Raw genomic sequence first — 13,328 nt, 5'->3', positions numbered from 1 at the left:
CTTTCTCCCTGTTTCCACCTCTCATTATAGTTTCATAGACCCATCATATTATTAAGTAATTATAAAGATTATATTAAAAAAGAGATGCCCTCGTTTCGGCATCTCTTTTAATCTTCAAGCTAGTTTAAATTGATTCACTACTTCTTTTAATTCAGCACTTAGACCCATTAATTGCTCCGATGATTCCGTCACAGTACGAACTGCTTTTAGCTGTTCCTCCGCCGATGCGCTTACTTCTTCGCTTGCAGCGGCAGACTGCTGGCTGCTGGCCGCGATGCCGGTCATCGTATAAATCACTTCATCTTTTGTTAGTCCGACTTCTTTTATCTCACGGTTGATGGTTATAATAGAAGATTCCATCGTCCCGACAAGCGCTGATAACTGGTGAAAAATCTTGCTCGTTTCTTCAACAGCCATTGTTTGTTCATCAAAATTGCTGCGTGTTTTTTTCATGTGCTCAACAGCTGTTTTTGACCCTGCTTGAATGTCTGTAATCGTTTTTCTTACTTGATTGGCTGCCTGTCCAGACTGCTCTGCCAGCTTCCGCACTTCTTCTGCTACAACCGCGAATCCTTTCCCATGTTCACCGGCACGGGCTGCTTCAATAGAGGCATTGAGCGCAAGCAAATTCGTCTGAGCCGAAATATCCGTGATCGCTTGAATAACAACTTCAACCGATGTCATTTTTGATTCCAGCTCTTCAATAACGGTTTGCATGCCGGAAATATAGGTTTTTGTTTCATCACTTGCCGTGCGCAATTCCTCAATTTGTCCGGTCCCTTTTTGATTGGCCTGCTCTGCTTGGGAAGCAGCTCTCGCCATTTCATTGGCCTGTCTGGTAATCACATCGATTTGATTGCCTAGACTATTTGACCTCTCTACTGCTTCGGCAGAATCTTCTGCCGAACGAGAAACCCCCAGCGTAATTTCATTAATCGCATGCGTCATCTGTTCACTTGATGCATTTGTTTCTTCCGACACAGCACTTAAACTCTCTGCTGATACTTTTACCTCTTGAACAGAATGGTTCACTTTTTGTAGAATGGTCCGCATGTTTTCTGTCATTTTATTAAATGCGGCCGCCACCTGCCCGACTTCATCTTTGGTCGTAACAGGTACCTGCACCGACAAATCACCTTCTGCCACCTGAAACGCCGAGCGTTCAAGCTGACGAAGCGGCTTAACGATGCTGGAAACGACGAAAAGCATTGCCGCACTGATTAAGATGAGAAGGATAATGCCTGTCCAAAGGAGTGATTGTCCAACTGATTCAGATAAGTCGAGCAAATTGGCTTTGTTGTAAACGGCACCTACTGTCCAATTTAAACCAGGAACATTATTAAAAACAATGATGCGGTCTTCACCATCCATCTGATAATATTTTGTTCCGGATGGTGAGGAACCATCGATAATTTCTTTTACGACATCCACTTTCGTTAAATTTTCTCCTTGAAGAGTCGGATGAACAATAGCCGTACCTACAGGAGAAAAAATAATCGGATAGCCTTTGTAGCCGAGATCGGTCTGCGTGACCCGTTCCGCTAATACGGTTAAATCGATGTCAACTCCAAGGACGCCAAGAAAACGGTCATTTGCATCATATACTGCTCTTGAAACAGTGACGACTGACGCACCTGTTGCTGTATCTTCGTATGGCTCGCTCCATACAGCGGCTTTTTTATTTTCAGCCTGCGTATACCAGTCCCGTTCACGAGGATCAAAATCAGCTGGAAGCTCAATTTCCGGCATGATAAGTGTTGTCCCGTCTTCTACACCAAAATAAATATTAGTAACTTCTCCATACGTTTCTAAATAATCCCCAAATAATGCCGCAGTTTGCTGACTGGCAGCTTCATCTCCGTCCAGTTCAGCTGAGCCATATGCTTGAATCGTCTCATTAACCGATAATAGGCCGATGCTTTTTTCATATTGATCTAAAAACGATTTTACCGTTCCTGATAAACTTTCTACAATTCCCTCACTTTGAGCAATCACACTTTTTTCAACACTATTTTCTGTTTGCCAGCTAATAAATCCGATTATAAAGGCAAACGCCAAAATAAGCGCTGCAATGATCGGAAGAAGCAATTTTGTTTTGATTGATTTGATAACCTTCAATTTTTTACCACCATTTCCAAGTTATAATACCCCATTACCTATTTTACTTATAAATTCAAAAAAAGCTATACTATTTATAGATTTTTTTATTTACATAATGAAGATCGTCATTTATCTTGTTTCACAAAAAAAGCACAATGCTGAAGATTCAGCATTGTGCTTTTTGTCTTATCTTTCTTCTCCAACGAATGGAAGAAGTGCTACCTGCCGCGAGCGTTTGATTGCGATCGTCAAACGGCGTTGGTATTTAGCGCTTGTACCTGTTACACGGCGTGGAAGAATCTTTCCACGTTCAGATACAAACTTTTTAAGCAAATCAACATCTTTATAATCGATATGTGTAATACCGTTAGATGTGAAATAACAAACCTTTTTACGCTTACGTCCACCTCTGCGTCCTGCCATGAGTTTCCCCTCCTCTTGCTTTAATTAGAACGGAAGATCATCGTCTGAAATATCGATCGGCTGACCGTTATCTGCAAACGGATCTTCATTCATTTTAGAATAACCGGCATTGTTATTGCCGCGCTGTTGATTCTGCTGTTGCTGGCCAAACGGAAAGTCCTGATTGCTTTGCTGCTGTCCGCCGCCATAACCGCCACCCTGCTGTTGAGGAGCATTGCCATATTGGCTCCCTCCACCGCCGCCGGATTTTGGTTCAAGAAATTGGACACTGTCTGCCTGGACTTCTGTCACGTAAACGCGCTTTCCATCCTGACCTTCATAATTGCGTGTTTGGATGCGTCCTTCAACGCCGGCAAGACTTCCTTTTTTCAAGAAATTCGCTACGTTTTCAGCCGGCTTACGCCAGATCACACAGTTGATGAAATCCGCTTCCCGGTCGCCCTGCTGGTTCGTGTACGTACGGTTCACCGCAAGCGTAAATGTCGCAACAGCTGCACCGGATGGCGTATAGCGAAGTTCAGGGTCTTTCGTTAAACGGCCCACTAAAACCACTCGGTTTATCATCAGAATCAACTCCTTTTCTTTTAAAATGTTTCAAATTGAAACATGATGAAAAAGATGTGTATTTATTGTACAGCGATTACTTTTCTTCTTGTTTAACAACGATATGACGGATAATGTCATCGCTGATTTTCGCAAGACGGTCAAATTCATTAACTGCAGCTGCATCTTCAGCTTTAGCTTGAATTAGTTGGTAGAAGCCTTCACGGAAATCGTTGATTTCGTATGCTAGACGGCGTTTACCCCATTCTTTTGACTCGATGATTTCGGCACCGTTTGAAGTAAGGATTGTGTCAAAACGCTCAACAAGCGCTTTTTTTGCCTCATCTTCAATGTTCGGGCGGATAATGTACATGAATTCGTACTTTCTCATCTTCGTTCACCTCCTCGTGGACTATGCGGCCCTTTTATTTAAAAGGGCAAGGAGCAAATTTTCATTACTCACAAGTTGAAATTATAACATGAATCTCTCAACAGCGCAACGTTTTTCACAATAAGAGAAAATAAAACGGGGCTCATGGCTGTGCAGGTGAACACCTTTTCATTATAGAACGTACGTTTGATTAATGCAACTTTAAAACATTTTTTGCTTAAAAAAAGACGAGTACGCCAAAAAACAGACGATAATAGCTGTCAACGCTGTGTTTCCAAAGTTAGTTAAAACAATGACGAGCTGGTACTTCACCGCAATGACGGGTGAAGAGCCAGCAATAATCGCACCTGTCATCATGCCTGGCAGCTGCACAAGACCGATTGTTTTCATCGCTTCCACATTTGGAATGAGTGCTGCTTTCACAGTTGCTTCGATCAACTCTTGCGATGCTTGGCGATTCGTCGCACCGAGTGCCAGTTTTCCCATAATGAGTTCTTTCGTCAAATCAAACTCCCGCTTCAGCCGGTCAAATACAAGGCTGATCGCTACCATTGAACTCCCAATAATCATACCGCTCATTGGCAGAATGTACTGCGCTTCATACTCCACAATATCAAACAGAACCCATATCGATACAGACAGCATTTCCGCTGTTAAAAGAGCGGTAAAGGCAATTTGAAAAGAATAATTAAAACTGCCGCCGCGTTTCGCACATGTTTTTGCCGCGATCAAAATCATCACAAGGATAATTAGTGAAAAAAGAATTGGTGCTTCAATGGAAAAAACAAATGTAATGATGTAACCAATAATCATTAACTGAACAAACGCCCGAATGGATGCATTCAGCATTTCCCTGGAAATACCGAGCTTTTGCTTATACGATAGCCAGAGCGGTATTGCCATAAACAAAAAAGCGGCCAGCAGTGCTGCATAGCTAATGTCTTTCAAACAAGCTACCTCCGTCAAAAAGGGAATCTCTTATATTTTTTGATCCAATGTGTAATTGCTAACGCCAAAAAATGAATTTTTCGGCGTTAGCTGCTACAATTTCAGCGTTAATAGAAAAAAGACTATCCTTAAAAGCCAGTTTTTCTGGCTCTTGGGATAGTCTAGTCTCCAGACATATTAAATTAAACGTTAAACCGGAAGTGAACAACGTCTCCGTCTTTCATCACGTATTCTTTTCCTTCGAGACGGACTTTGCCGGCTTCTTTTGCAGCTGTCATAGAGCCATTTTCGACAAGATCATCGTATGAAACCGTTTCGGCACGAATAAAGCCGCGTTCAAAGTCGGTATGAATAATCCCCGCACATTGTGGTGCTTTCATGCCTTTAAGGAACGTCCATGCACGCACTTCCTGCACACCTGCTGTAAAGTATGTTGCAAGTCCTAAAAGGGAGTAAGCTGCAGTGATTAATTGGTCCAGACCCGATTGTTCAATGCCAAGCTCTTCAAGAAACATTGCTTTTTCATCATCATCAAGCTCCGCGATTTCTTCTTCTACTTTCGCACTGATAACGATTACTTCCGAACCTTCGCCAGCAGCGTATTCTCGTACTTTTCCCACATGCTCGTTGCTGGACGCATCCGCGATTTCTTCTTCGCTCACATTGGCCACATACAGCATTGGTTTTGCTGTCAGCAAGTGTAGCTGTTTCACAATTTTTTGCTGTTCTTCAGTAAATTCAACCGAACGGGCAGGCTTATCTGATTCAAGTGCTTCTTTCACGAGAACAAGCACATCATGCTCCGCTACAGCGTCCTTGTCTTTTTGTTTCGCAAGCTTTACAACACGCGCAAGACGTTTATCAACAGACTCCAGATCCGCCAAAATAAGCTCCAGGTTAATGACTTCAATGTCGTCAATCGGATCTACTTTACCGGACACGTGTGTAATATTTTCATCATCGAAACAGCGAACCACCTGGCAAATCGCATCCACTTCACGAATGTGAGACAAAAACTTGTTTCCAAGCCCTTCCCCTTTGCTTGCACCTTTAACAATTCCCGCAATATCAGTAAATTCAAACGCTGTTGGAATTGTTTTTTTCGGCGTGACCATTTCTGTTAACTTTGTGAGCCGCGCATCAGGCACTTCCACAATGCCAACGTTTGGGTCGATTGTACAAAACGGATAGTTTGCCGATTCAGCCCCTGCTTTTGTGATTGCGTTAAATAGGGTCGACTTGCCGACGTTCGGAAGACCGACTATTCCTGCTGTTAATGCCATATTATTTATTCACTCCTTGTTTTCTGTAAAAACGGACATTGTATTCTCTAAACCTTTCCCCATTATATGGACTGCGGCGGAAAAAGGCAACGCAAAGAAAGAGCGGCTCATTCGCCGCTCTCTGTTACTACTTTTTTCATTTTTTTTGCAAATTCACGCCGCGGCAGCATAACGCTGTGTCCACAGCCTTCACATTTGATTCGGATATCCATGCCAAGACGAATGATTTTCCAGCGGTTTGTGCCGCACGGATGGGCTTTTTTCATTTCGACAACATCATTTAACTCAAATTGTTTTTCTTCCATCATGCCGTTCCTCCGCTGCTTGCTTGTTTTGATGCTGCCTGTGCTTCTTGATCTGTGCGCGAGTACATAACCATACGTGGATATGGAATTTCAATTCCGTTCGCGTCTAGGCATTCTTTAATGTCTTTGCGCATCATTCGTGCCACGTACCAGTGGTTCATCGGTGTTGTTTCCGCTGTAATACGGAGTGTCACATCAGATGGTGCCAGTGTTTGAATACCAAGCAACTTCGGAGTATCTACGATTTCTGGATACTTATCTTTTAACGTCTCCAGCATTCCGTTAATCACTTTTTCAGCTTCTTCAATATTTTCTTCATATGCAATGCCCACATCTACAACTGCAACGCTGTTATTGAGTGAGAAGTTTGTCACTTCGATAATGCTGCCGTTCGGAATAATGTGAATTTCTCCGGTCCATACCTTTAACTTTGTCGTACGCAGGCCGATCTCTTCAACCGTTCCTTCAAACTGGCCAATGCGGACAAAGTCTCCGACTGAAAACTGGTCCTCGAAAATAATAAAGAAGCCGGTAATGACGTCTTTTACTAAGCTTTGAGCCCCAAAACCAATCGCAAGACCAAGTACTCCAGCCCCTGCAATTAATCCTTTCACATCAAAAGTCAAAACACCAAGTATGTTGACGAGCGCGATAAAATAAACAACATACGCAAGTACATTCTCAATCAGCTTTAATAGTGTATTTTCACGCCGCTCGGAAAAGGTAAGCGGTGCTTTTGAACGGATGACAAAAAAGTTGCGAACCGCTATTTTTCCAACCTTGACAATTAACCATGCCGCCAGAATCGTCAGTGTGATTTTAAGGGCAGCTTCCCCGAAAACAAGCCACGTTTCTTCATTTGTAAATTTAGCCCATAACGATTCGAGGGCACGCTGGTACGTCGATAATGATTGTTCCTCCAAAAAAAGCCCTCCTTCTGCTAGTTGAATCAGTCGTTCTCATTTTAACAGGAGAATATGCTTTTTTACAGAGAAGTGATTGAAAACTTTGTAATACGGCAGAGCCCGTGCAAAGGTGGTGCAAAGAACTTTTATAGTTCCACCGCAGAGTAATCTTAACAAGCCCGTTTGCGAAATGCCGATCATCCACAGCAGTAACGGAAGCCATTAAATACAGGTGTCCTGCATGATAGTTGCCTTTCAAATTAAAAAAGCTTCTCCGGAAAGAAGAGAGCTCAGAGTGGAGACAGCGTCAGAAAGCAGGCTGATTGAAAACGTTTGTCGATCTAAGAACACCGCTGTGCGGGAAGCAGAGTGACCTTTTGGGGTCCTGAGCATTCACGCACGGCAAGTGACGAAGCGGGCGTTTGTCAACAGCCTGAAAGCTTCTCCTAAAAGAGAAGCTTACGGCCAAACCGAGACAAAAATGCCAACAAATGCAATTGCCGGCAATAAATTTGCCACTCTTATTTTGGTAATGCCTAGCAAATTAAGACCAATTGCAAAAATCATGATTCCGCCCGCTGATGTCATTTCTAGGATAAACGTATCCATCCATTCTTGTGAAACAAATCGGTCGATTTGAGTAGCAAAAAGGGCGATGACCCCTTGATATAAAAAGACAGGAATAGCAGAAAACATTACACCTATGCCGAGTGTCGTCGTTAAGATCAGAGCCGTAATGCCGTCGATCAAAGATTTTGTATACAGCACATCATGATTGCCGCGAATGCCACTGTCCAGCGCACCGATCACACCCATGGCGCCAATAACAAAAATAAGCGTTGCAGTAACAAATCCTTGTGATACGCGCCCACTCCCGGCTGAGCCAATTTTTGATTCAAGCCAATTTCCTAAATGATTCAGCCGATCATCAATTTTAATCAATTCCCCAGTGAGTGCACCGGATACAAGACTGATAATGACAAGCAGAAAATTTTCACTTTTTAACCCCATTTGTAAACCGAGAACGATAACCGCAAGACCAATCGCATGCATAACCGTTCCTTTTATTCCTTCCGGGATCCGCGCCAGCAAAGTACCGAGCAAAGCGCCGATTACAACAGCGATCCCATTGACAAGCGACCCAATTATAAACATCTTTTATCCTCTGTTATCAAGCATTTCTAAAATGCGGTTTAAGTCGTCCGTTGACAGATATTCAATTTCAATTTTGCCCTTGTTGCCGCTTTTTGATTGACGAATTTGCACCGTTGTACCGAATCGCTCGCGAAGAGCTTCTTCCCGATCTAAAATAAATACGTCTTTTTTAACTGTTTTTGTTTCACGTGAAACATTTTCTCTGGCTTCACGAATCCAGCTTTCCAGCTGACGGACTGTCCAGCCTTCTGCCGCTGTTTTTTCGGCTGCTTCAAGCTGTTTTTGCTTTGGTTTTACACCAAGCAAAGCACGCGCATGGCCCATCGACAGTTTGCTCTCTGCAATCATTTCCTGAATCTCCGGCGGCAAATCCAGCAGGCGGACATAGTTGGAAATGTGCGGCCTGCTTTTCCCAATCCTAGAAGCGAGTTCTGCCTGTGTGACGTTTAATTTATCCATAATAAGCTGATAAGCCGCTGCTTCTTCCATTACCGTTAAATCTTCACGCTGTAAGTTTTCGAGCAGTGCGAGCTCCATCATTTGTGCTTCTGTCAATTCTTTGACGATCGCCGGTACTTCTTTCATGCCCGCTGCTTTTGCAGCGCGATAACGGCGCTCACCGGCTACAATTTCATAGCCTTTAATACTTTTCCGGAGTACAATTGGCTGCAAAATGCCATGTGCCTGAATGGATTGTTTCAGTTCATTAATCGCTTCTTCATTAAATATTTTTCGAGGCTGATGCGGATTCGGGCGAATATCTTTTACTGAAATGTCCTCGACGGTGCTGTTTTTGTCCGAACCTAAATCCGGAAAAAGTGCATCCAGTCCTCTGCCAAGCCCTTTAGCCATATGCTGCCACCTCTTTCGCAAAATCAAGATACACTTCCGCACCCCGTGAACGGCCATCATACAGTAAAACCGGCTTGCCGTGGCTCGGTGCTTCACTTAAACGCACATTACGAGGAATTACCGACTTGTATACTTTATCATGGAAATATTTTTTCACTTCTTCTGCGACTTGAATGCTTAAATTAGTCCGGGCATCAAACATCGTGAGCAGAACACCTTCTATGTAAAGGTCTTTATTTAAATGCTTTTGAACGAGCCGGACTGTGTTTAATAATTGATTTAACCCTTCCAGTGCGTAATACTCGCATTGAACCGGAATTAAAACAGAATCCGCTGCTGTTAATGCGTTAATCGTTAACAAACCAAGCGATGGCGGACAGTCAATAATCACATAATCAAAACTTTCGCGGAGCGGCTCGAGTGCTTTTTTCATCCGCAATTCACGTGAAATGGCCGATACAAGCTCAATTTCAGCACCAGCAAGCGCAATTGTAGCCGGTGCTACAAACATGCCTTCCGCTGTTGTTTGCTTAATGACATCTGTCAACTCTACATCGTCTACGATTACATCGTATATGCACTGTTCAACGCTTTTTTTTTCAATTCCGGCGCCACTTGTTGCATTTCCCTGTGGGTCAATGTCAAGAAGTAGTACTTTCTTGCCAAGTGAGGCGAGCGATGCCCCAAGGTTCACCGATGTTGTCGTTTTCCCTACGCCGCCTTTTTGGTTGGCGACTGCGATTACTTTTCCCAAAAGAAGCCACCTGCTTTCGTCTGTCGGTGTTATCTGCTTTCTATTTTATCAAAAGTGAAGCGTTTTGGCTTTTGATGCCTGTAAAAAAAAGCCGCTTTTCTATAAAAAAACGGCTTTTGAAGCACTATTTTGGTTTTTTTGGAATTTGAATCGTGATTCGATAAAAGTCCTCATTATCTTCTTCTGACTGTTCTACATCGATGCCACTTTGCTGAACGAGGACAAGTGACTGGCGGATCGTATTCAGCGCAATACGGATATCACGGCTGACCGCTTTTGTACGAGGTCGCGGCGGCTCTTTTTCTAACATTTTCACAACACGGTCTTCTGTCTGTTTTACGCTAAGCTGCTTATCGATCATGATGTGCAGCAGCTCGCATTGCAATTCCGGCTTTTTAAGCGGCAAAAGTGCTCTTGCATGCCGTTCGGTAACCTTTCTTTCAGCCACAGCCTGCTGCACTTCTTCCGGCAATTTGAGCAAGCGGAGTTTATTAGCTACAAATGACTGGCTTTTCCCGACCATTTCCGCAAGTGTTTGCTGCGTCGTCTTATTTAAATCAAGCAGCTTTTTATACGCAATCGCTTCTTCAATTGGGGACAACTCTTCCCGCTGAACATTTTCAATAATAGCCGCTGAAGCCGTTTGTTCATCCGTAAATGGACGAATAATAACGGGGACTGTTTCATGGCCAAGGCTTTTCGCTGCTCGAAAACGACGTTCTCCCGCTATGATTTCGTATCTTCCACCTTCTATTTCCCGGACAACAATTGGTTGAATAATGCCATGGACAGCAATGGTTGACGCAAGTTCTGCTATCTTTTCTTCTTGAAACACGAATCGCGGCTGAAATTGATTTGGCTCCAGCCATTCCACTGCAATTTCTTTTACTTCATCCACGGGAAACATCATGGCTGTTTCACTTTTTCCGCCAAATAGACGGGAAAAAGGACGCTTCATGTTCACACCACCTTTTTCATTCTCCATTCTGATAGTATTCGCCACGAGGCGCCCTGTTCCTTCTCCAGACTATTCGATTGGTGTCTTATTCGGAGTACCAGCTTTGCGCGGATACTTTTTTGGCGTTTCTTTTTCTTTTCTGACCACAATAATCGTCCGTTCACTGTTTTCAATCGGCAGACGAAATGAAAAAACATTTTCTGTTTTGCCGCCGAGCGTTCCAATCGCTTTGGCGGCTGTTTCCATTTCATCAGCTGCACTGGCTGCTTTCATCGCGACAAAAGCACCGCCGGTTTTCACAAATGGCAGGCACAGTTCAGATAAGACTGACATGCGTGCCACTGCACGGGCAGTAACAAGATCGTATTGCCCGCGATGCTCCGGGTTTTGACCCATTTCTTCTGCCCGGCCATGAACAAATTGAACATTTTCCAGCTTCAGTTCAGAAGCTAAATGATTTAAAAAGGTAATGCGTTTATTTAATGAATCGATGATCGTCACATGTAAATGAGGAAACGCAATTTTCAGCGGTATACTCGGAAACCCGGCACCGGCACCGACATCACAAATGCGCAGCGGCTTTGTTAAATCCGTATATATAGCTGCTGTAAGCGAGTCGTAAAAATGTTTCATATAAACATCTTCCTGGTCGGTAATCGCCGTCAAATTCATTTTTTCGTTCCATTCCACAAGCAGCTCAAAGTAGCGGTTAAATTGATTGAGCTGCTGTGCGGTTAATTCAATACCCTTTAAAGATAGTTCGGATTGAAATTGATTGATATTCATATGTCGGTTCCTTTCTTATTCGCTGCCGGTCCGTGCAACACGGCCCTGCTCAATGTAAATAAGCAAGATCGAAATATCAGCCGGATTTACACCGGAAATACGGGATGCCTGTGCAATCGAAAGCGGCCGGACTTCTTTTAAGTTTGTCCGTGCTTCATTGGCAATACCGCTGATTGCATCGTAATCAATGTCGGCTGGAATTTTTTTGTTCTCCATCTTTTTCATCCGCTCTACTTGCTGCAAGGACTTTTCAATGTAACCTTCATATTTAATTTGAATTTCCACTTGCTCTTCTACTTCTTCATCAAGAAGTACATCAGCCGGAATAAGCTTCTTGACTGCGTCATACGTCATTTCTGGGCGGCGCAATAAGTCTGCACCGCGAATGCCGTCTTTTAGTTCACTTCCGCCAGACTCACGAATAACCGACTGCGTTTTTTCATCCGGCTTAATAATCGTTGCTTTCAGCCGTTTAATTTCGGCAGCGATCGCTTCTTTTTTGGCTGTAAAGGCTGCATGACGCTCTTGTGAGATGGTACCGAGTTTATGACCAATTTCCGTTAAGCGAAGATCTGCGTTATCGTGGCGCAAAAGAAGGCGGTACTCCGCACGGGATGTGAGTAAACGATAAGGCTCACTTGTTCCTTTTGTGACAAGGTCGTCAATCATTACGCCGATATATGCATCGGAACGGCTTAGAACAACTTCTTCTTTGCCAAGTACGCGGCATGCGGCATTAATGCCGGCCATTAACCCTTGTCCTGCTGCTTCCTCATAGCCAGAAGTTCCATTAATTTGCCCCGCTGTGTACAAGTTTTTCACTTTTTTTGTTTCCAGCGTCGGCCACAGCTGTGTCGGTACCATTGCATCATATTCAATCGCATAGCCGGCACGCATCAGTTGTGCTTTCTCCAGCCCCGGGATGGTACGCAGCATCCGGTATTGAACATCTTCCGGCAAGCTTGTGGAAAAGCCTTGTACATATACTTCTTCTGTATTCCGTCCTTCTGGCTCTAAGAAAATTTGATGGCGCGGCTTGTCGTTAAAACGGACGACTTTGTCTTCAATAGATGGACAGTAGCGCGGGCCGCGTCCTTTAATGACACCTGAATACATCGGTGAGCGGTGTAAATTTTCGCCGATAATATTGTGTGTTTCTTCGTTCGTATAAGTAAGCCAGCACGGCAGCTGATCCGTAATGTATTCTTTTGTTTCATAGCTGAATGCACGCGGAACATCATCTCCCGGCTGAATTTCCGTTTTGGAATAATCAATTGTCCGGCTGTTAACACGTGGCGGCGTACCCGTTTTAAAACGGACAAGCTCAAAACCAAGCTCTTCTAAATGCTCCGATAATTTTACGGAAGGCTGCTGATTGTTCGGACCGCTCGAATACTTTAAGTCGCCAAGAATAATTTCTCCACGCATAAACGTTCCGCTCGTAATAATGACGGCTTTTGAACGATACATCGCACCTGTTTGTGTAATGATCCCGCGGCACTCGCCATCTTCTACGATTAAGCGATCCGCCATTCCTTGAATAAGAGTCAAGTTCGGCTCCTGCTCAATCGTTTTTTTCATTTCCTGCTGATACAGTACTTTATCCGCCTGCGCGCGCAATGCCCGAACAGCTGGCCCTTTTCCTGTGTTAAGCATTCTCATTTGAATGTGTGTTTTATCTATATTTTTCGCCATTTCGCCGCCAAGTGCATCAATTTCACGGACAACAATTCCTTTTGCCGGTCCTCCGACAGACGGGTTGCATGGCATGTATGCGATCATATCAAGATTAATCGTAATCATTAATGTTTTTGCACCTGTGCGCGCAGAAGCAAGACCCGCTTCTACTCCGGCATGGCCTGCTCCAATGACAACAACTTCATATTCGCCTGCTTCATAATAGTTCATGCTATTAATCCTTTCCA

At 43.8% G+C, this 13,328-nt stretch carries 14 protein-coding genes; all 14 read right to left on the bottom strand.

Annotation, left to right across the window (positions count from 1 at the left end; translation table 11 throughout):
- Positions 1 to 114: 114 nt before the first annotated feature.
- Positions 115 to 2,118, bottom strand: coding sequence for a methyl-accepting chemotaxis protein (locus BA724_RS02115; protein ID WP_069937043.1), 2,004 nt, complete (start codon positions 2,116 to 2,118; stop codon positions 115 to 117).
- Between the two features lie 168 nt (positions 2,119 to 2,286).
- A complete protein-coding gene (rpsR, locus tag BA724_RS02110; RefSeq protein ID WP_045852641.1) occupies positions 2,287 to 2,523 on the bottom strand; it encodes a 30S ribosomal protein S18 in 237 nt (78 codons plus the stop codon).
- Positions 2,524 to 2,547: 24 nt separating this feature from the next.
- Complete coding sequence (gene ssb / locus BA724_RS02105; protein ID WP_069937042.1) at positions 2,548 to 3,087, bottom strand: single-stranded DNA-binding protein; 540 nt, start codon at positions 3,085 to 3,087, stop codon at positions 2,548 to 2,550.
- Positions 3,088 to 3,163: 76 nt separating this feature from the next.
- The gene (gene rpsF / locus BA724_RS02100) at positions 3,164 to 3,457 is read right to left on the bottom strand and encodes a 30S ribosomal protein S6 (RefSeq protein ID WP_046180634.1); all 294 of its coding nucleotides are present in this window, start codon (positions 3,455 to 3,457) and stop codon (positions 3,164 to 3,166) included.
- 201 nt (positions 3,458 to 3,658) lie between these two features.
- A complete protein-coding gene (locus BA724_RS02095) occupies positions 3,659 to 4,405 on the bottom strand; it encodes an ABC transporter permease (protein WP_083256006.1) in 747 nt (248 codons plus the stop codon).
- A 182-nt stretch (positions 4,406 to 4,587) separates the two neighbouring features.
- Positions 4,588 to 5,688, bottom strand: coding sequence for a redox-regulated ATPase YchF (ychF, locus tag BA724_RS02090; RefSeq protein ID WP_069937041.1), 1,101 nt, complete (start codon positions 5,686 to 5,688; stop codon positions 4,588 to 4,590).
- 107 nt (positions 5,689 to 5,795) lie between these two features.
- Positions 5,796 to 5,993 carry a DUF951 domain-containing protein gene (locus BA724_RS02085; protein ID WP_069937101.1) on the bottom strand — a complete coding sequence of 66 codons (198 nt, stop codon included), beginning with the start codon at positions 5,991 to 5,993 and terminating at the stop codon, positions 5,796 to 5,798.
- Positions 5,993 to 6,916 (bottom strand): mechanosensitive ion channel family protein, encoded by a 924-nt coding sequence (locus BA724_RS02080; RefSeq protein WP_069937040.1) that lies wholly within the window; start codon positions 6,914 to 6,916, stop codon positions 5,993 to 5,995. The genes BA724_RS02085 and BA724_RS02080 overlap by 1 nt, the downstream gene beginning before the upstream one ends.
- Positions 6,917 to 7,357: 441 nt before the next feature.
- Positions 7,358 to 8,053: a DUF554 domain-containing protein gene (locus tag BA724_RS02075; RefSeq protein ID WP_069937039.1), complete on the bottom strand. Its 696-nt coding sequence runs from the start codon at positions 8,051 to 8,053 to the stop codon at positions 7,358 to 7,360.
- A gap of 3 nt (positions 8,054 to 8,056) precedes the next feature.
- Positions 8,057 to 8,905 (bottom strand): ParB/RepB/Spo0J family partition protein, encoded by an 849-nt coding sequence (locus BA724_RS02070; protein ID WP_069937038.1) that lies wholly within the window; start codon positions 8,903 to 8,905, stop codon positions 8,057 to 8,059.
- Positions 8,898 to 9,659, bottom strand: coding sequence for a ParA family protein (locus BA724_RS02065; RefSeq protein ID WP_069937037.1), 762 nt, complete (start codon positions 9,657 to 9,659; stop codon positions 8,898 to 8,900). Before BA724_RS02065 ends, BA724_RS02070 begins: the two co-directional genes overlap by 8 nt.
- 124 nt (positions 9,660 to 9,783) lie before the next feature.
- A complete protein-coding gene (noc, locus tag BA724_RS02060) occupies positions 9,784 to 10,617 on the bottom strand; it encodes a nucleoid occlusion protein (RefSeq protein ID WP_069937036.1) in 834 nt (277 codons plus the stop codon).
- A gap of 69 nt (positions 10,618 to 10,686) precedes the next feature.
- Positions 10,687 to 11,403 (bottom strand): 16S rRNA (guanine(527)-N(7))-methyltransferase RsmG, encoded by a 717-nt coding sequence (rsmG, locus tag BA724_RS02055; protein WP_069937035.1) that lies wholly within the window; start codon positions 11,401 to 11,403, stop codon positions 10,687 to 10,689.
- A gap of 15 nt (positions 11,404 to 11,418) precedes the next feature.
- Positions 11,419 to 13,311 (bottom strand): tRNA uridine-5-carboxymethylaminomethyl(34) synthesis enzyme MnmG, encoded by a 1,893-nt coding sequence (gene mnmG, locus BA724_RS02050; protein WP_069937034.1) that lies wholly within the window; start codon positions 13,309 to 13,311, stop codon positions 11,419 to 11,421.
- Between the last annotated feature and the right edge of the window lie 17 nt (positions 13,312 to 13,328).

Origin of the sequence: Domibacillus iocasae (assembly GCF_001750285.1) — a bacterium.
Classification (GTDB): Bacteria; Bacillota; Bacilli; order Bacillales; family Domibacillaceae; genus Domibacillus; species Domibacillus iocasae.
Note: the sequence above shows the minus strand (reverse complement) of the source record. Positions and strands in the feature narration are given on the sequence as shown.